The sequence below is a fragment of the Pseudomonas sp. FJ2-5-13 genome (genome assembly GCF_029201605.1).
Taxonomy (GTDB): Bacteria; Pseudomonadota; Gammaproteobacteria; order Pseudomonadales; family Pseudomonadaceae; genus Aquipseudomonas; species Aquipseudomonas lactis.
The window spans coordinates 2034308-2052181 of sequence record NZ_CP104045.1 but is presented as its reverse complement, the minus strand read 5'-3'; the positions used below and the strand labels follow the sequence as shown (position 1 = coordinate 2052181).

General features: G+C 61.1%; 17 protein-coding genes. 8 read left to right on the top strand and 9 right to left on the bottom strand.

Annotated features, from left to right (window positions below; translation table 11 throughout):
* Positions 1–5 precede the first annotated feature (5 nt).
* The gene (locus N2A98_RS09265; protein WP_047710456.1) at positions 6–1154 is read right to left on the bottom strand and encodes a TDT family transporter; all 1149 of its coding nucleotides are present in this window, start codon (positions 1152–1154) and stop codon (positions 6–8) included.
* Positions 1155–1265: 111 nt separating this feature from the next.
* Positions 1266–2453, bottom strand: a complete 1188-nt coding sequence (locus tag N2A98_RS09260; protein WP_275623303.1) for an MFS transporter — start codon at positions 2451–2453, stop codon at positions 1266–1268.
* A 91-nt stretch (positions 2454–2544) separates the two neighbouring features.
* On the opposite strand from N2A98_RS09260, the gene N2A98_RS09255 reads away from it, so the two are divergent.
* The gene (locus N2A98_RS09255) at positions 2545–3084 is read left to right on the top strand and encodes a TetR/AcrR family transcriptional regulator (protein ID WP_044273058.1); all 540 of its coding nucleotides are present in this window, start codon (positions 2545–2547) and stop codon (positions 3082–3084) included.
* Positions 3085–3214: 130 nt separating this feature from the next.
* Here the strand turns inward: N2A98_RS09255 and N2A98_RS09250 are convergent, their stop codons facing one another.
* From N2A98_RS09250 to N2A98_RS09235, 4 genes are all read right to left on the bottom strand, one after another.
* The gene (locus N2A98_RS09250; protein WP_003190115.1) at positions 3215–3994 is read right to left on the bottom strand and encodes an ABC transporter permease; all 780 of its coding nucleotides are present in this window, start codon (positions 3992–3994) and stop codon (positions 3215–3217) included.
* Positions 3991–4923: an ABC transporter ATP-binding protein gene (locus N2A98_RS09245; RefSeq protein ID WP_014717781.1), complete on the bottom strand. Its 933-nt coding sequence runs from the start codon at positions 4921–4923 to the stop codon at positions 3991–3993. Before N2A98_RS09245 ends, N2A98_RS09250 begins: the two co-directional genes overlap by 4 nt.
* Before the next feature lie 135 nt (positions 4924–5058).
* Positions 5059–5676, bottom strand: a complete 618-nt coding sequence (locus tag N2A98_RS09240) for a glutathione S-transferase (protein ID WP_275623302.1) — start codon at positions 5674–5676, stop codon at positions 5059–5061.
* A gap of 56 nt (positions 5677–5732) precedes the next feature.
* The gene (locus tag N2A98_RS09235) at positions 5733–6392 is read right to left on the bottom strand and encodes a transglutaminase family protein (RefSeq protein WP_032892576.1); all 660 of its coding nucleotides are present in this window, start codon (positions 6390–6392) and stop codon (positions 5733–5735) included.
* A 190-nt stretch (positions 6393–6582) separates the two neighbouring features.
* Here N2A98_RS09235 and N2A98_RS09230 point away from each other — a divergent pair, with 190 nt between their 5' ends.
* Positions 6583–9030 carry an acyl-CoA dehydrogenase gene (locus N2A98_RS09230; RefSeq protein WP_275623301.1) on the top strand — a complete coding sequence of 816 codons (2448 nt, stop codon included), beginning with the start codon at positions 6583–6585 and terminating at the stop codon, positions 9028–9030.
* A gap of 75 nt (positions 9031–9105) precedes the next feature.
* Positions 9106–9513, top strand: a complete 408-nt coding sequence (locus N2A98_RS09225) for a PA2817 family protein (protein ID WP_044273053.1) — start codon at positions 9106–9108, stop codon at positions 9511–9513.
* Positions 9514–9660: 147 nt separating this feature from the next.
* Here N2A98_RS09225 and N2A98_RS09220 read toward each other — a convergent pair whose 3' ends face one another.
* Positions 9661–10593: a LysR family transcriptional regulator gene (locus N2A98_RS09220; RefSeq protein ID WP_044273052.1), complete on the bottom strand. Its 933-nt coding sequence runs from the start codon at positions 10591–10593 to the stop codon at positions 9661–9663.
* Between the two features lie 89 nt (positions 10594–10682).
* Here N2A98_RS09220 and N2A98_RS09215 point away from each other — a divergent pair, with 89 nt between their 5' ends.
* Positions 10683–11324 carry a serine-tRNA(Ala) deacylase AlaX gene (locus tag N2A98_RS09215; RefSeq protein ID WP_047712126.1) on the top strand — a complete coding sequence of 214 codons (642 nt, stop codon included), beginning with the start codon at positions 10683–10685 and terminating at the stop codon, positions 11322–11324.
* Positions 11325–11414: 90 nt separating this feature from the next.
* Here the strand turns inward: N2A98_RS09215 and N2A98_RS09210 are convergent, their stop codons facing one another.
* Together N2A98_RS09210 and N2A98_RS09205 are read right to left on the bottom strand one after the other, a co-directional pair.
* A complete protein-coding gene (locus N2A98_RS09210) occupies positions 11415–12986 on the bottom strand; it encodes an alkaline phosphatase D family protein (RefSeq protein WP_275623300.1) in 1572 nt (523 codons plus the stop codon).
* Positions 12983–13537, bottom strand: coding sequence for a GNAT family protein (locus N2A98_RS09205; protein WP_275623299.1), 555 nt, complete (start codon positions 13535–13537; stop codon positions 12983–12985). Before N2A98_RS09205 ends, N2A98_RS09210 begins: the two co-directional genes overlap by 4 nt.
* Before the next feature lie 191 nt (positions 13538–13728).
* On the opposite strand from N2A98_RS09205, the gene N2A98_RS09200 reads away from it, so the two are divergent.
* From N2A98_RS09200 to N2A98_RS09185, 4 genes are read left to right on the top strand one after another with little or no spacing between them, the layout of a single operon-like run.
* Positions 13729–14136, top strand: coding sequence for a biopolymer transporter ExbD (locus N2A98_RS09200; RefSeq protein ID WP_005786670.1), 408 nt, complete (start codon positions 13729–13731; stop codon positions 14134–14136).
* Positions 14137–14138: 2 nt separating this feature from the next.
* Positions 14139–14867: an energy transducer TonB gene (locus N2A98_RS09195; protein WP_044273049.1), complete on the top strand. Its 729-nt coding sequence runs from the start codon at positions 14139–14141 to the stop codon at positions 14865–14867.
* Positions 14868–14891: 24 nt separating this feature from the next.
* Positions 14892–17177: a TonB-dependent receptor gene (locus N2A98_RS09190; RefSeq protein WP_078802819.1), complete on the top strand. Its 2286-nt coding sequence runs from the start codon at positions 14892–14894 to the stop codon at positions 17175–17177.
* A gap of 25 nt (positions 17178–17202) precedes the next feature.
* A complete protein-coding gene (locus N2A98_RS09185; RefSeq protein ID WP_078466994.1) occupies positions 17203–17850 on the top strand; it encodes a MotA/TolQ/ExbB proton channel family protein in 648 nt (215 codons plus the stop codon).
* Positions 17851–17874: the final 24 nt, after the last annotated feature.

The window sequence follows — 17874 nt, the reverse complement described above, 5'->3', positions numbered from 1 at the left end:
CCTGCTTACTTATTCGCTAGCCCGGCAATACAAGGCGAAACAAAAAGCTCGCCTTTATAAGCGCCCTGCACGGTGCGCTTGGCCACGATCAGCCACATCAGCGCCAGCGCAACCACCAGCACGCTGCCAAACACACTGAAAAACTCCAGCTGCAACAGGCTCGCCAATTTCAGCGTGGCCAGGGCGTACACCCCCAATGGGAAGGTGAAGCCCCACCAGCCCAGGTTGAACGGGATACCGGCGCGCAGGTAACGCAGGGTGATCAACACCGCAATCAACATCCACCACAAGCCAAACCCCCACAGGGTGATGCCCGCAATCAGGCCAAGGCCGTGAGCCATTTCACCGACACTGGCCAGGCCATTGGCGGCGAAGATCGCAGGGGCGTCCGTACCCAGCAATAACATGCCCAGGGCACCGGTGCCGATAGGGCCCAGGGCCAACCAGCTCGACGCTGCCATATTGGCGTGAGGCAACTTATGCAAGGCCATGCGCAACATCAGGATGGTCAGGATGCTGAACGCCACCGGCAGGGAAAACGCCCACAACACGTAGCTGGTCACCAGCATCACCAGTTGCGAATGGGCGTCTAACAGGTGCGGCGCGAGCAAGCCACCGCTGGCCGCCGCCACTTCGGCCGCCACCACGGGCAACAGCCAGACGGCGGTCATCTGGTCGATGCTGTGCTCCTGGCGGGTAAACATCATGAACGGGATCAGCACACCACAGGCCAGGGACATGGCGACGTCCAACCACCACAGGGCTTCGGCCAGCGGGATGACATCACTGCCCCAGCGCGGCAGACCGAACAGCAGCAAGCCATTAAGAATGGTCGCCAGCCCCATGGGGATAGTGCCGAAAAACATCGAGACGGTGGAGTGCCCGAAGATGCGTCGCGCCTCGTGGAAAAACATCACCCAGCGGGCGGCATAGAGCACGCTGAACAGCACAAACAGGCCGATGGTGAACAGCCACAGGGCCTCGGCGATAACGTGCAAACCTGGCAAGTTGACTGGCAACTGAGCCAAGGCCAGCGCCAGCACACCGGTGCCCATGGTCGCGGCGAACCAGTTCGGGGTGAACTGGCGAATCACTTCCCGGGGACGGGTCAAGTGACTGAAGGGTTTGTAGCGGTGAGTGGTCGAGCAGGTCATGGGTTAATCCTCTTCCTCATTTGAGGTTGAAGCCATGATAGAACCTGATCGAATATCTATATAACGGGTAATATCTCTAACTGTTATCTACTTTACCTATATCAATCACAATCATGCCCTCGCCCTTGTCTGCGCCGAGTCCCGCATCAACAAACCAACAAGCGCGGCGAGAGACAGCAAGATAAGCACCGCACCGTAGCCGTCCGTGGTCGAGATCAAGCCAAACACACGGCTCAGGTTACCCGCCAATAACGCCGGTATGCAGAACGCCAAGTAGCTCAATACATAGAACGCCGACATCAGGCCCGCCCGTTCATGGGGCAACGCCAGGCCCACGATACTGCGCACACTGCCCATGAAGCCGCCGCCGAAGCCCAGGCCTGCGATCACACTGGCGACAAAGAACAGCCACAGGCTGGCAGTGTTTACGGCAACCAGCAGCAACCCCACGGCCACGGCCAGCAGTGCAGCCGATAAGCGCATCACCCTGTCAGCCGCATGATTGCGCAGGCTGTAGATCATCACCGCGCCGCTCAAGGTCACCACCGCCACCAGCCCGCCGCCGATCAAGTGCGAGGTCGACCCGGTGGCGACACGCACCAACGACGGCGCCAACGAGGAAAAGAACCCACCCAGCGCCCACACGGCCACATTCAATGGCATCGCCAGCCACAACGCGCGGCGCGCTTGCGGTGGCACATGCAGGGTTGGCGCCAGCGACTTCAAGGCGCCCGGTATGCGGCTGACCGTTTCAGGCAGGCGCCACACATACAGCGCCTGCAACACCATCAAGCCCAACAGGGTGTAATAGATCAATTGGGTTGGCCAGGGCGCGAACTCCACCAGCAGCCCACTGCCCAGGCCACCACTGGCCATGCCGAGCATCGGTGCAAGGCTGTTGAGCATCGGGCCGCGCACGCGGTCGGTGTCGAGCAGCGTCGCACCCAATACCGCGGTCGCCGTGCCGGTCGCAAAACCCTGCAAGGCGCGGGCGGCCAGCAGGCAACTGGTGCTATCCGCGTTGATGAACAGCAACATCGCCACGATATTGAGCAGCAGCGCGGCGAAGATCACTGGCTTGCGCCCCAGGTAATCCGAAAGCGAGCCCACGGTGAGCAGCGCCGCCAGCAGGCTCACGGCATACACGCCGAAGATGGCCGTGAGCATGGCCGCCGAAAAATGCAGGTGGTCTTGATACACCTGGTACAACGGCGTCGGCGCGCTGGAGGCAGCAAGAAAGGTCAGCACGGTGATCACCAGAAACGCCAGGCTGGACCGTTGAGAGATGACGCTGGGCATGGGCACGCTCCGCTAAAGCTAATATTTTGCTTTTGTGGAGTGTGCTACTCGCTGGCGCTTAAAGCAAATTCTTTGTGTTAAGGTCTTGCCCATGGCGATCAAAGAAGGCCTCCGCCCGGGGGGCCGTAGTGCCCGGGTACAAGAATCCGTCCACAGGGCGGTGCGCGAACTGCTGGAAACCCATGAGCGTTCCAGCGTCACCGTGCCGATGATTGCGGCATGTGCAGGCGTCACGCCGTCGACCATTTATCGGCGCTGGGGCGATCTGTCAGTATTGCTCGCCGACGTCGCCCTGGCCCGTATGCGCCCCGATACCGAACCGGCCAACACCGGCAGCCTGCGTGGCGACCTGCAAGCCTGGGCCGAGCAATACCTGGATGAGATGAGTTCGGACGTAGGCCGCAACATGATGCGCGACGTGCAAAGCAGCCCCACGCCTGGGTATTGCGTGAGCATCCTGAGTGGGCAGTTGCAGGTGATCGTGGATCGCTATCCGCAGGAACAGCCGCCGAGCGTTGACCATCTGATCAACCTGCTCGCTGCGCCGACAGTGTTTCGTATTCTGTTTTCGGCCCAGCCGTTGGCGGTAGAAGAACTGCACGCCCTGATCGAACTGGCACTGAAGGCTTAAAGCCCTGCACATAGCAAATGTGGGAGCGGGCTTGCTCGCGAAGGCGTCGTGTCAGTCAATGCATCAGCAACTGATCTACCGCACTCGCGAGCAAGCCCGCTCCCACATTTTTTTCGCGTGCTGTCAGCGGCTAGGTGCGCATCCCACGCCCACTCACCAGCAACCGCGCACAACCGATATACAAGACGATGGTGGCCACGATCATGAAGGTGATCGCCACGCTGATCTTGATATCCGACACGCCCAGAATGCCGTAGCGGAAGGCGTTGACCATGTGCAGCACTGGGTTGGCCAGAGACACCGTCTGCCAGAACGGCGGCAGCAAGGTGATGGAGTAAAACACCCCGCCCAGGTAGGTCAGCGGCGTCAGCACGAAGGTCGGGATGATGGAAATATCATCGAAGTTGCGGGCGAACACGGCGTTGATAAAGCCTAGCAGCGAGAAGATCGTCGCCGTCAGCACTACCACCAGAATAGTGACCCCGAGGTGATGCACCTGCAGATGGGTGAAGAACAGCGACAGCAGCGTCACGATCACCCCCACCATCAGGCCACGCAACACCCCGCCCAAGGTGTAGCCGATCAGGATGGTGTGCGGTGACACCGGCGAGACCATCAGTTCTTCGATAGAGCGCTGGAACTTGCTGCCAAAGAAACTCGATACCACGTTGCCGTAGGAGTTGGTGATCACCGACATCATGATCAGGCCCGGCACGATGTACTCCATGTAGGTGAAACCACCCATGTCGCCGATCTGCCGACCGATCAGGTTACCGAAGATCACAAAGTACAGGACCATGGTGATCGCTGGCGGCAGCAGGGTTTGCGGCCAGATCCGGGTGAAACGCTTCACTTCGCGATAGACAATGGTTTGCAGCGCGACGAGGTTGGGTTGCAGTTCGGAACTCATACCGCCACCTTCGCCAGATTTTTCTCCACCAGGGACACGAACAACTCCTCAAGGCGATTGGTTTTATTACGCAGGCTCAGCACTTCGATGTTCTGAGTCGCCAATTGGGTGAACAGCGCGGTGATGCCCATGGCCTTATCCACCTGCACCTCCAGGGTGTGGCTGTCCACCAGCCGGCTGGGGTAGCCGAGCAACTGCGGGGCCACCGACAGATTGTTCTTCAGGTCGAGCAGGAAGGTCTCCACATGCAACTGGCCCAGCAGGTTGCGCATGCTGGTGTTCTCGACAATGGTGCCGTGGTCGATGATGCCGATGTTGCGGCACAACTGCTCAGCCTCCTCCAGGTAGTGGGTGGTGAGGATGATGGTGATGCCCTTCTCGTTCAGTTCGGTGAGGAAGGTCCACATCGAGCGGCGCAGTTCGATGTCCACGCCGGCGGTGGGTTCGTCGAGGATCAACAGGCGCGGCTCGTGCACTAGGGCGCGGGCGATCATCAGGCGGCGCTTCATGCCACCGGACAGCGAGCGCGAAGGCACGTCACGCTTGTCCCAAAGGCCCAGTTGGGTCAGGTACTGCTCGGCGCGTTCCTTGGCGACTTTCGCCGGAATGCCGTAGTAGCCAGCCTGGGTCACGACAATATCGAAGGTCTTTTCGAACTGGTTGAAATTGAATTCCTGGGGCACCACGCCAATGGAGCGCTTGAGCGCCGCCGGGGATTTGTCCAGGTCATGCCCGAAGATATTCACCGTGCCGCTGGTCTTGTTGACCAGGGTGGAGAGAATGCCGATGGTGGTGGATTTGCCGGCACCGTTGGGGCCGAGCAAGGCGAAGAAGTCACCTTCGGCGACATCCAGATCGATACCACTCAGGGCCTGGAAACCGTTGCCGTAGGTTTTGGTTAGCTGCCGGATGGACAGAGCGGAACTCATATGGAAGTACGCACCAAAGAAGGGAATAGAAAGAATAGATGAGGGCACAGCGCAGGTAGTTCAACCTGCGATGCAGTGCGAGCATGGTGCGTGCCCATGCCGCACAAGTACAGTCACCCGTATTAATAGTGTGTATTAAGTCAACGCGGTCATCACCGCCTTGCGGTAGGCCGGGCGCTGCTGCAGGCGCTGGTACCAGGCCTCCAGATGGGGCATGGCAGGGCGTTCGATGGGCATCTCGAACCAGGCGTAGATGAAGCAGCCCAAAGGAATATCGCCCATGCCGAACGCCTGACCGGACAGGTAGGGCTGCTCGGCGAGGGCTTGTTCGACGGTTTTGAGCGCGTCGATACAGGCTTGGCGCCCGGCATTGATGCTGTCCCAGTTTTGCTGGTCAGCCGGGGTGCGCACGATGCCCCAGAACACCGCTTTGAACGGATCGGCGAGCGTGGAAGTGGTCCAGTCCATCCACTTTTCGGCGTTGGCCCGGGCTTGCAAGTCGCTGGGGTAAAAGTCCGATGCCTGCTTGGCGCACAGGTAACGCACGATGGTGTTGGATTCCCACAGCACAAAGTCGCCATCTTCGATCACCGGCACCCGGCCATTGGGGTTCATGGCCCGGTATTGCGGAGTATCGACCACACCAAAAGCCCCGCCCGCATTAATTGCTTCATAGTCCAGGCCGAGTTCCTCGGCGCACCACAGTGCTTTCCTGACGTTTGATGAATTTTTACGACCCCAGATCTTCAGCATGACCGCGCCTTATCGTTGATGAACATGGCTTGATGAAGGCAGCAGCATACGCCGGTTCAGCCGCGGCTTAAATCGCCCTGCATATCACCGAGCAAGGTGGGCGCATCGTCGCCAAACAAGTGCGGGTAACACTGGCGGATATGCGCGAAGAAAAATGCTTCAGGCACATCAGCAAATTGCCCGTGGTCCACCACGTACTCCATCGAACGCTGGCCCTGGCGATTGAACGCGTGAAACACGCTGTCGTGCAGCCCATCGAACTCCAGCGGCGGCACGTCGAACACCTCGCACAGTTGCTGGTTGAACGCCGGCGTGGCCTTGACCCAGCGGCCGTTCAGGTAAAGCTCGGTATAACCGTGCATGGCGAACACGTCACTCTTGAGCAGGGCGAGCAGTCGCGGGGTGGACAGGTGGTTGCGCACGTCAGCCAGGCCAATGCGTGCGGGAATGCCGCAGTGGCGCGCGCAAGCGGCGAGCAACGTGGCTTTGGGTACGCAGTAGCTTTCGCCGGCCGCCAGGGCAAAGCTGGCGCTCAAGGTGTTGGGGTCACGGCTGAAGGTATAGGGGTTGTAGCGAATGGCCTCACGCACCGCGTAGTAAAGACTGACTGCCTGGTCACTTAAATCCGGGCGGGTTCCGCGATGTTTCTCGGCGAACTCCACCACTACAGGGTGGTCACTATCGATGAAGCGGCTGGGACTCAAGTACGTATTCATGAGCTTGATCTCCGAGGGGAGCCTGGAGTTTAACCACCAGGCCTGCCCGAGAGATAACGACGATTCGGCCAAATGCCGGCGCCGGCTGATGGGTTGCCCAGTACACCTTGTTACACCCTGATCACCCGGCTTGTTCGGATGCCGACTAAGCTCCCTGGTGGTTTCGCCCCTGGTTCACGGAGGATTGAATATGCTGTTGTTGTGGATACTGGTGCTGGTGGTCGGCATTGCCTACCTGGCACACCGCCGTACTGCCCCCCTGCCCGCCCTGGGCGTGGTCGCCGTCTACCTGCTGGCGATGGGCGCCTGGAGCCACGCACCGGGTTGGCTGCTGCTGATCTTCTGGGTGCTCCTGGCCGTGGTGGCCGCGCCGTTGTTGCTGCCTGACCTGCGCCGCCAATACTTCACCAAGCCGCTGTTCAGCTGGTTCCAGAAAGTGCTGCCGCCAATGTCCGAGACCGAGCGCGATGCGATCGATGCCGGCACCGTCTGGTGGGACGGCGAGCTGTTCAGTGGCCGCCCCGACTGGGACAAATTGCTGGCCTACCCCAAGGCGCAATTGACCGAGGAAGAGCAGGCGTTTATCGACGGCCCCACCGAAGAACTCTGCGCCATGGTCAGCGACTGGGAAATCGGCCAGGCCATGGACCTGCCGCCGCAAGCCTGGGAACACATCAAGACCCACGGTTTCTTCGCCCTGATCATTCCCAAGGAGTACGGCGGCAAGGGCTTCTCCGCCTATGCCCACTCCCAGGTTGCCATGAAGCTCGCGACCCGCAGCGGTGACTTGGCCTCCACCGTGATGGTCCCCAACTCCCTGGGCCCCGCCGAACTGCTGCTGCACTACGGCACCGAGGAACAACGCAACCACTACCTGCCGCGCCTGGCCCGTGGCGACGACATCCCGTGCTTCGCCCTCACCGGCCCGCTGGCCGGCTCCGATGCGGGCGCCATGCCCGACACCGGGGTGATCTGCAAAGGCGAATGGGAAGGCAAGGAAACCCTTGGTCTGCGCCTGAACTGGGAAAAACGCTACATCACCCTCGGCCCTGTCGCGACCTTGCTTGGTCTGGCCTTCAAGGCCCATGACCCGGACCACCTGCTGGGCGAAGAAGAAGACCTGGGCATCAGCCTCGCGTTGATTCCTACCGACACCCCTGGCGTGGAAATCGGCCGTCGTCACCTGCCGCTTGGCGCCGCGTTCATGAACGGCCCCAACTCCGGCAAAGATGTGTTCATCCCCCTGGAATACCTGATCGGTGGCCAGGAAATGCTCGGCAAGGGCTGGATGATGCTGATGAACTGCCTGTCGGTCGGCCGTTCGATCTCGCTGCCCGCCGTCGGCACCGGCGCCGCCAAGTTCACCAGCCTGGTGACCGGGCAATACGCCCAGGTGCGCGAACAGTTCAACGTACCGCTGTCGGCCTTCGAAGGCATCCAGGAAGCCCTGGCGCGCATCGGTGGCAACGCCTGGCTGATGGACAGCGCGCGCATGCTCACCGCCAACGCTGTGGACCTGGGCGAGAAGCCGTCGGTGCTGTCGGCGATCCTCAAGTACCACCTGACCGAGCGCGGCCGCGAGTGCATCAGCCACGCCATGGATGTGCACGGCGGCAAGGGCATCATCATGGGGCCCAACAACTACCTGGGCCGCAACTGGCAGGGCGCACCGATCTTCATCACCGTGGAAGGCGCCAATATCCTTTCGCGTAACCTGATGATCTTCGGCCAGGGCGCGATTCGCTGCCATCCCTTCGTGCTCAAGGAAATGGCCCTGGCCGGTCGCGAAGACCATGACCAGGCGTTGAAGGAATTCGACGGCCTGCTGATGCAACACATCGGCTTTGCCGTGAGCAACGCCGCCAGCACCCTGGTGCTGAACCTGGGCTTGGGGCACTTCGAAAAAGCCCCGGGCAACCGTTTGAGCCAGGGCTACTTCCGTGCCCTGAACCGCCAGGCGGCTGCGTTTGCCCTGCTGGCGGACCTGAGCATGATGTTGCTGGGTGGCGAGCTCAAGCGCCGCGAACGCCTGTCCGCTCGCCTGGGTGATGTGCTGAGCCACATGTACCTGGCCTCGGCGGCGCTCAAGCGTTACCACGACCTGGACTCGCCGGACCACCTGGAGCCGCTGTTTGCCTGGGCCATGGAAGAAAGCCTGGGTGAATCGGAACGTGCACTGGATGAGCTGCTGAGCAACTTCCCGAACAAGGTGCTGGGCTGCCTGCTGCGGGTGATCGTGTTCCCATTCGGGCGTCGTCATACCGGGCCGTCCGACGCGCTGGATGCCGAAGTGGCAGCCGTGATCGGTCGCGCCAAGGGCGACCCGACCCTGGAAGAATTGCTGGCCGGCTGTTATCGCCCGCAATCGGCAGAAGATCCGGTGGGCGCCCTGCAACATGCCTACGACCTGCTCGGTGCCAGCCATCCCTTGCAGAAAAAGCTCCACAGCGCGCTCAAGAGCGGCCAGGTCAAACCGGTGGCCGGCGAGCATGCCATCGACGCGGCCCTGCAGGCCGGCGTGCTGCAACCGGCCGAGGCGCAAACCCTGCGCAATGCCGAGGCGGCGCGACGCAAGGTGATCGACGTGGATGATTTCAGCAAGGAAGAGCTGATGCAGGCAGAGGGTAAAGTCCGCTGAGTCGAGCGGTCATATAAAAACGGGCGCGAGAGGCTTATACTCTCGCGCCCGTTTTTGCTTTAGAGGCCTTATCTCGTGTCCAACGTCGTTGCCGATCATCTCGTCTTGCTCGACCACTTGCGCAGCATCCTGGTTGCCGTCGGCGAAGCCGAACAGGTACCCGAGGAAAGCCACTCCCTGTTCCTGGAGCGTTTCGACGAACTGCGCGCCCTGTTGCCAATCGACCCGATCGAAAGCCAGTACCTGGGCCAGGACCTGATGAGCCAGGTCATTGTGCGTTACCCGCAAATTGCCCACCTGGTGCCCCGCGACCTGCTGTGGTTCTTCGGTGGCGACTGCCTGCACTTCATGCCTGACGAAGAACTGGACCTGTACCAGGCCCTGGAAGAACGTCGCTATGAAGCCGAACAGAACGACGAACCGTTCGACTGGAACCAGGAAAAACAGCTGCTGGCGATGCCTCAGGACCAGAGCAAGCACTGACACCACTATGTGGGGCGAGCTTGCTCGCGAAAAACGTCATCGATAACGCGTGCTTTCTGAATAAACGCGGCGCCTGTGAGTTTTTCGCGAGCAAGCTCGCTCCTACAGTATTAAGGCTTGTCCCTCCCACATTTCCTAACCGCGCTCCTACCGCCGCCGCAGCGTGGGCTCCTTGGCCATGCACTCCACCAGATAATCGATAAACACCCGCAACTTCGGCGGCAGGTAACGTGTGGGCGAATGCAGCAACCACGCCTCGCCATGGTACGAGGCAATAAAATCCCACCCCGGCAACACCTGCACCAACTCCCCCGCTTCCAACGCATGCCGCGCGGTGAAATACGGCAAGCTGGCAATCCCGACATGCTGCAAGGCCGCCTCCAGCCGCACCCCGGTGTGGTTCGCCGCATACCGGCCGCGTACGCCGACCGTTACCGCCTTGCCAGCTTGGCGAAACTTCCAGCGTGAATCTCCCGGTGTCTCTCCCAGATAGATGCAACTGTGCCCGAGCAGATCATGGGGATGGCTCGGTGTACCGTGCTCGGCCAGGTACTGCGGCGTCGCGCACAGCAAATGTTCGATGGGCAACAGCTGGCGCCCGACCAAGCCTGGCGGCGGGCTATCGGTGATGCGGATGCTCAAGTCGACGTTGTCGTCGATCAAGTCCACATGCCGATCTTCCAAAATCAATTGCACATCAACCTTGGGGTAGCGCCGCAAGAATTCCGGCATGTGCGGGTGCACCACGAATCGCCCCACCGCCTTGGGCACACTGACCCGCACAAGGCCCTCGGCTTCATGGGTGAATTGCCCACTGATTTCCATCACCGAGCGCGCTGCGTTGACCATCTCCTGGCAACGCTTGAACACCTCCTCGCCGCCCTCGCTCAGGCGCAGCTTGCGTGTGGTTCGTTGCAGCAGGCGCGTGGCCAGGGCGTGCTCCAGGCGCGAGATACTGCGGCTCACCGCCGAAGGTGAAACGCTGAGTTGCCGCGCCGCTTCGGAAAAGCTGCCGGTTTCGACGACCTTGACGAAAATCGCCATTTCACCCAACAACGGCAAAGGAAGATTGATGCTCATGACGCACAGGTCCATTGATAATTGAGCGGATTATCACTCATCTGCGCACTATTTATACTGCCCACAGAACCCTGATGCGGATGTAGATGATGACCGAGCGCCTGTTTTTTACCCACGATCACCTGACGGCCGAGCTAGAAGTGCTCAGTTGCACCCCGTACGAAGAGCAATTCGCCGTGATTGTGCAATCGACGATTTTCCATCCCCAAGGCGGCGGCCAGCCATTCGACACCGGCTGGCTCGGCGACAGCCAGGTACTGCGAGTCATGCAGGAAGCCGAACGGGTGGTGCACTACGTCGACCAACCTCTGGAACCTGGACCTGTCATTGCACGCGTCGACGCAGAGCGGCGCGCCTTGCACACACGTCTGCATTCGGCAGGGCATTTGATCGGCAATGCTGGCGAACGCCTGGGCTGGATGCCGATCAAAGCCCACCATTGGCCGGGCGAAGGCAAGATCACCTTTATCCGTGGCCAGGCCGCGCAAGACATGGATGCGCAGACGCTCCAGCAGTGGGTCAACACATGGATCGCCGCCGACTATCCCCGCCATATGACGCTGGAAGACGGCACCCGTGAAGTCGGCTTCGGTGAGTTGCCGGCTTACGCCTGTGGCGGCACGCATGTTCAAGCGTTGAGCGAACTGGGCCAGGTGACGATCCTGGCGCTATCGGAGAAAAAAGGCGCGCTGTCAGTACGCTACAGCCTCGCTGACACCTTGGCCCTGTAGGAGCGAGCTTGCTCGCGAAGAACGTTAACGATAACGCGGGGTACCTGATTCCCATCGGCGCCCTTTGGTTTTTCGCGAGCAAGCTCGCTCCTACAGGGCCACGCTCGGCTGGCCCGATTCATTGACGAATGACTTCAATGTCGACACCGTCGCCGCCGGGTCACGCGGATCGCTGATCGCACGAAAATTCGTCAACATGGTGTTGGCCGCCAACTCCACCGACACATAGCCACGCTGACGGCTGTCGAAGAACTTCACATGGGGGTTGAGCGGCATGATCTTCATGAACGCGTCATAGGGCGGGCCATCGGAGGTGACCGACGAGCCGACAAACTCGGTGGCGACCACCGCCGAGTCCGGCCTGTCGGCGTCGGCATGCAGGTCGGTGGCCCAGAACGAATGAATATCCCCACCCCAGAACACCGGGTTCTTCACCCGGTTACGCACGATCGACGCCAGCATCCGCGAGCGGTTGGCCATGTAGCCATCCCAGCCATCGGTCCAGCGGCCAAGCTTGTGGTTGGTGAGGTCACGCTGCATCAGCGGCGCCACCAGCAAATCCTGGGCAATGATATTCCACTGCGCCTTGGACTGGGCAAATCCTTGGTCCAGCCAGGCCTCTTGCTGCCAGCCGAGCAACGTGCGGCCAGGGTCACGCAGGTCGCTGCAAGGGGTCGTGACAATATGCCCTTGGTGGCTGCCATTGGCCGCGATGCACGGTTGCTCGGAACGGTACTGGCGACCGTCAAGCACATGGAAACGCGCAAGCTGGCCGTAATCCAGGCGCCGGTAGATGCGCATGTCCGGCCCCTTCGGCACGCTGCTGGCACGCAGGGGCATGTGTTCGTAAAACGCCTGGTACGCGGCCGCCCGTTGCTTGAGAAACTGCGCCACCGCCACCTTCGGGTCCTGGGACCAGCGGTTGGCGTAGTCATTCTGTACCTCGTGATCATCCCAGGTCACGACGCTGGGAGCCGCGGCGTGAAGGGCCTGCAGGTCTGGATCGGTCTTGTACAGTGCGTAGCGGTTGCGGTAATCGCTCAGGCTTTGCGCATTGCCGCTGCCGTGGGAACGAAACGCCTTGCCCGACTGCGCCGCATAGGAACTGTCGTAAATATAATCACCGAGGAAAAACACCAGGTCCGGCTGCTCGGCGGCAAGGTGTCGGTAGGCGCTGAAGTAACCACGCTCCCAGTGCGAGCAGGACACAAACCCCAGCCGGGCCGTGGCCATGGCCTGCAGCGGTGGCATCGTGCGGGACTGGCCCACCGGGCTCTGCGCACCGAGCCCTTCAAACTGGTACCAATACGGCCGATCCGCCGCCAGCCCCGTCACCTCGACATGCACTGCGTGAGCAAAACGCGGCGTCGCCAGTACTTCGCCCTGCTTCACAATGCGCGTCATCGCCGCATCGCTGGCCACCCGCCAACGCACCGGCACCGAGCGACTCAAGCCACCACGGCCATCCTCAGCATTGAATAACGGCGCCAGGCGCGTCCAGATCACAAAGCCATCCGGCAGCGGGTCGCCGGAAGCCACGCCAAGGGTGAACGGATAATCCACCCCGGCACTGCGCGCAAACGGGCTGAGAATAGAAAACGCCGTAGCGACCGCCAGCCCGCCGAGGACCCGGCGCCGGCCGTGGTCGACTTCGCCGCTCACCGGCAGCGCTCCCAGTCGTCGCGCACGGTGGCAAACCCGAGCATGTCCTCATACACGCCGTTCTTTAAAAACGCCTGGCGCATGCAGCCTTCATAGCGCAGGCCGATCTTTTCCATGACCCGCGCCGATTCCTTGTTGCGCGCGAAACACTGGCTGCCCACGCGCTGCAAGCCTAGCGCGTCGAAACCGAAGTCCATCACCGCGCTCGCCGCTTCAGCCGCATACCCCTGGTTACGGCAGTGCGCTGCCACCCAGCCACCCAAGTGCCCATAGTGATGCGGAGCGTTGATACGCAGGCTGACCATGCCGACCAATTCGTCGGTGCCGCGCACGTGCATCCCCAGGTTCAGCAGCTCACCGGTGCGGTACTTGTCAGCGATCCCCGCAATAAAATCCTGGGCGGTTTCCAGGGTGTAGGGCGATGGAATGTTCGCCGTGTTGTCGGCAATTTTCGGCCCGTTGGCAAGCGTGAAAAGCACCTGCGCCTGGTGCATTTGCAGGGTGCGCAACAACAGTCGCGGGGTCGTCAATTGAGGCAGTGCAGTGGGCATGGGAGCCGGCCCTCAAGATAAATTTCTCAAGCATGGATGCCCCGAGTGTCAGTTTCATTACGCCCGAAAACTGACCGGTAAGTTTTCTAAAAAGACGCGTCCTAGAGCCTCTAAACGGTCAATTAAAGTTAACCAATCGGTCATTTTTGGCTGTTAGCGTTTTGCCCCTAATTCAATGACGGGGTAACGGAATGAGAACCTGGGACGAACCCAAGAAACGCAAGGCGCACATCGAGCTGATCCCAATGATCGACGTGATGATGTTCCTCCTGGTGTTTTTCGTACTGGTGAGCCTGAACGTGATTCCCGCGCTCGGCATGAAGACCCAATTGCCCAGCGCCAGCAGTTCGCAGCAGCTCAAGCCGCAGAACAAATTCATCCTCACCCTGGGCCTGGAAGGCCAGTTGCAACTGGACGGCAAGGACCTGACGGTGGATGCCCTGGTGCCGGCGCTGAAGGCGGCCGAAAAGCCCGATACCAAGTCGACGATCATCGTCAACAGCGACAAAGGCGTGGAGGTTTCGCGCTTGGTGGAAGTGATGGACACCCTGCGCCTGGGTGGCTTCACCTCCGTGTCCATTGCTACGCGTAAGTCCTGACCATGTACGTTCTGTTTCGTGCGCGTCAGTTGCTGGGCAGTGTCCCGGCCCTGATCGCCCTGGTGCTGATTGCACTGGGTATCCAGTCCCAGACGTTGAAAGTCGAGCCGGTGTATGACGAGTCGGCGGTCGAATTGGCCTTGGTCGAGCCGGAACCGGAAGGGGTCCCTGAACCGGTGGTGGAGCAAGAACCGCCACCGCCGGTGATCGAAGAGGAAGAGGCCGAGCCTGCTCCCCCGCCGCCACCGCCCAAGCCGCTGCCAAAACCCGAACCCAAGCCCAAGCCAAAACCTGTGCCCAAGCCTGCGCCCGTGGTCGCCAAGCCTGCGCCAACGCCGCCACCGGTGGCCGCCAAGCCAGCCCCGGCCGCCGTGGCCCAAGCGGCACCGACGCCTGCTCCACCTGCGCCACCGAAGGTCGATGGCCAGGCCCTGGAAAGCGGTTACCTCAAAGGCTTGCGCAACGAACTGGACACCTACAAGCAGTACCCCACCGGGCGCCAGGCCTCCCTCGAACGCCCGAGCGGCGAGGTGGTGGTGTGGCTGCTGGTAGACCGTCAGGGCCGCGTCCTCGACTCGGGTTTACAAACCCAGGCCTCGAGCATGCTGCTCAACCGGGCCGCCACCAACAGCCTGCGTCGCATCAAGCAAGTCAAACCGTTCCCCGAGCAAGCCTTCGGGGGGCGCAATGAGCAGCGCTTCACCGCCACCTTCAACTACAGCGTGCAATAAGCACCCGACACCAGGACGACAGTGATGAAGTTCACCCGTATTCATCTGGCACTTGTGGCCGCGACCAGCATGAGCCAGGGACTGGTCATGGCAGAGACCAGCGACAGTGATGTCGGCACCATTGGCGTACAAGGCAAGGCGACCGCCGGGGGCGGTTACATGGTGCCGGAGGAAAGCATCAAGGGCCGCTCCACGGTGACCAAGGAAGCACTGGATAAACAGGCGGCCACGGGCAATGCCATCGACAAGCTCAAGTACACCCCGGGCTTGAACATCTCCAGTGAAGACAACACCGGCCTGTCGGGCTTTCGCTTCACCATGCGCGGCATGAACTCCGACCAGGTGGGCATGTCGGTGGACGGCATGCCGATCAATGATTCGGGCAACTACGCGCTGTATTCCAACCTGCTGGGCGACCCGGAAAACATCGACCAGATCTTCGTCACCCAGGGCGCTGCGGAGTCCGACGGCCCGCACATTGGTTCCAGCGGCGGCAACATTGGCATCGTCACGATTCGCCCGACCAAGGAAACCGGCGCCTTCGTCAAACAAGTCGTCGGCAGCAATGCCACGCGCAAGACTTTTGCCCGCCTCAACACCGGCGAAATCAACGGCCTGAGCAACTGGCTGTCGGTGTCCCATACCGAAGGTGAGATGTGGCGCGGTTCGGGTGCGGTACGCGCGGACAAGGTGGAGTGGAACAGCTTTTTCGACGCCGGCAATGGCAACACCGCCAACCTGATCCTCAAGTACCACGAGCAGGACAACAACAGTTATAGCCAGTTGACCAAGGCGCAGTTCCAGCAGAACGGCCGCAAGTACGATCCCTACCCGGCTACGCCGAGCGTGGGCAGCAACGGCAAGTACAATAGCTACTACGCCCTGGCGCAGAACCCGTTCCAGACCTTCACCGCCGTGCTCAACACCCAGTTCAAACTGGCCGACAACCTGGCGCTGTCGGTGATCCCGTATTACTACTGGGGCAATGGCAGCGGCGTCGGTTCATCCAGCTATGCCCTCAACCGTGGCTCCAACCAGGGCGGTGTGTTCGATCTCGGCAACCTGCCCACTGCCGCCCAATACAACGCCGACGGCACACCCAACAGCGGCGTGTACTACCGCCCTTCACGCACGCAAACCTGGCGCCCAGGCATCACCACCAAGCTGACCTGGGACCTGGGCGACCACAGCCTGCAATTCGGCTACTGGTACGAGCGCGCACGCCAGAGCCAGACCCAGCCATTCATTCCGCTCAAGAGCAACGGCAAGCCAGTGGACACCTGGCCGGACTCCAACAGCGCCATCGTCGATGCCAACGGCAACACCGTGCAGGGTCGCGACCGTTTCACCGTGACGCCGGCGCAAAAGGTCTGGGCCCAGGACACGTGGTACATCAACCCGGACTGGACCTTCATCGCAGGCCTGGCCTACATGAACGTCGAGCGTGAAGGCACCAACCACGGCAGCCTCAACGAACGCCCTGAAAAACGTAACCAGACCTACAACAAACTGCTGCCCAACGCGGGGCTGAAATACCAGTTGGACGAGCGTGACCAGTTGTTCTACAGCCTGTCGCGCAACATGCGCGTGCCGCAGAACTACGTGCTCTACGACAAAGGCGCCGGCTCGATCGACGCCGAGCCGGAAACCAGCTGGAACCATGAACTGGGCTGGCGCTACAGCGGCGACGACATGAGCCTGGCCGCCACCCTGTTCTACATGGACTTCAAGAACCGCCAGGTGTCGTCCCGGGACATCAACGGCGACTTTGCCGACATCAACGCAGGTTCCGTGGTCAACAAAGGCCTGGAACTGGAGTGGAGCGGACAGTTGCCCCACCACTTCAATTACTACACCTCCTATACCTACACCAAGGCCGAGCAGCAGGATGACCTGACCGTCTACAACGCTGGCAAACCCATCGTGCTGCCCACCAGCGGCAAGCAGTTCGCCAACGTGCCCAAGAACATGCTGGCGGCCAACATCGGCTATGACGACGGGCGCTTCTACGGCACCTTCGGCGGCAAGTACACCAGCAAGCTCTACGGCGACCTGACCAACGACGAGGCGATTTCCGGGCGCACCGTGTTCAACCTCGGCGCCGGTATTTATCTGCCGGTGGACAAGAAGGTGGTCAAGGACGCGACCCTGCGCCTGAACGTCGACAACCTGTTCGACAAGAAATACCTGGACGGCGTGTACACCACCAAGACCAACGCGGCCAGCTACAGCGGTTTCCGCGATGGGGACCCTGCGTACATCGTCGGCCTGGACCGTACCGTCACGGTTTCGCTGGAAGCGAATTTCTAAGACTCACCCCAAGAGGAACACCATCATGGATATGAACCTGCTCCACGACGTCACCTTCTATGTGATGTACGCGGCGATGGCCATTGCGATCTTCATCGCCATCGAACGCGGTATCTACTTTGCCTACGTGCGCCGCCAGGCTCGCGCGTTGATCGATGCCCTGGGCGCCAACGTGCACAGCGAGCGTGACTTGCCGCAGAACCTGACCCGTCGCGACAGCCTGCCGCTGAACATGATCTTGCCGGTGCTGGCCCAAAAGGCGACCCACGGTTCGCGCAAGGACCTGGACGACGAAATCGACACCCAGTACCTGAAGACCCGCGCCCCACTGGCCCGCAGCCTGTGGATCATCGAGACCATCACCACCGCCGCCCCGCTGCTGGGCCTGCTGGGTACCATTCTCGGCATCATCGACACCTTCAAGGCACTGGCCACCGCGGGCGTGTCGGACCCAGGGCAGATTTCCGGTGGTATCGGGACGGCCTTGTTTGCCACGGGATTAGGTATCGCCATCGCGCTGTTCTGCGTGGTGTTTCACAACTTCTTCCAGGACAGCCTGGAGCGCATCAACGACCAGTTGAAGATCCTGTTGATTCGCGCCGCCACCGGCGCCCGCGCACAGGATGAAGTGACCCATCGCGTGCCCACCCCGCTGCACAGCCGCACAGCCTGACCTGCAGGGCGGGCGCCTTGGGCG

Excerpts from the sequence above, each read along its gene's own strand:
- N2A98_RS09235 (WP_032892576.1), bottom strand. The coding sequence starts at position 6,392 with ATGAATACGTACTTGAGTCCCAGCCGCTTCATCGATAGTGACCACCCT.
- N2A98_RS09255 (WP_044273058.1), top strand. The coding sequence starts at position 2,545 with ATGGCGATCAAAGAAGGCCTCCGCCCGGGGGGCCGTAGTGCCCGGGTA.
- N2A98_RS09260 (WP_275623303.1), bottom strand. The coding sequence starts at position 2,453 with ATGCCCAGCGTCATCTCTCAACGGTCCAGCCTGGCGTTTCTGGTGATC.
- N2A98_RS09240 (WP_275623302.1), bottom strand. The coding sequence starts at position 5,676 with ATGCTGAAGATCTGGGGTCGTAAAAATTCATCAAACGTCAGGAAAGCA.
- N2A98_RS09265 (WP_047710456.1), bottom strand. The coding sequence starts at position 1,154 with ATGACCTGCTCGACCACTCACCGCTACAAACCCTTCAGTCACTTGACC.
- N2A98_RS09250 (WP_003190115.1), bottom strand. The coding sequence starts at position 3,994 with ATGAGTTCCGAACTGCAACCCAACCTCGTCGCGCTGCAAACCATTGTC.
- N2A98_RS09190 (WP_078802819.1), top strand. The coding sequence starts at position 14,892 with ATGAAGTTCACCCGTATTCATCTGGCACTTGTGGCCGCGACCAGCATG.
- N2A98_RS09245 (WP_014717781.1), bottom strand. The coding sequence starts at position 4,923 with ATGAGTTCCGCTCTGTCCATCCGGCAGCTAACCAAAACCTACGGCAAC.
- N2A98_RS09205 (WP_275623299.1), bottom strand. The coding sequence starts at position 13,537 with ATGCCCACTGCACTGCCTCAATTGACGACCCCGCGACTGTTGTTGCGC.
- N2A98_RS09230 (WP_275623301.1), top strand. The coding sequence starts at position 6,583 with ATGCTGTTGTTGTGGATACTGGTGCTGGTGGTCGGCATTGCCTACCTG.
- N2A98_RS09185 (WP_078466994.1), top strand. The coding sequence starts at position 17,203 with ATGGATATGAACCTGCTCCACGACGTCACCTTCTATGTGATGTACGCG.
- N2A98_RS09220 (WP_044273052.1), bottom strand. The coding sequence starts at position 10,593 with ATGAGCATCAATCTTCCTTTGCCGTTGTTGGGTGAAATGGCGATTTTC.
- N2A98_RS09195 (WP_044273049.1), top strand. The coding sequence starts at position 14,139 with ATGTACGTTCTGTTTCGTGCGCGTCAGTTGCTGGGCAGTGTCCCGGCC.
- N2A98_RS09200 (WP_005786670.1), top strand. The coding sequence starts at position 13,729 with ATGAGAACCTGGGACGAACCCAAGAAACGCAAGGCGCACATCGAGCTG.
- N2A98_RS09215 (WP_047712126.1), top strand. The coding sequence starts at position 10,683 with ATGACCGAGCGCCTGTTTTTTACCCACGATCACCTGACGGCCGAGCTA.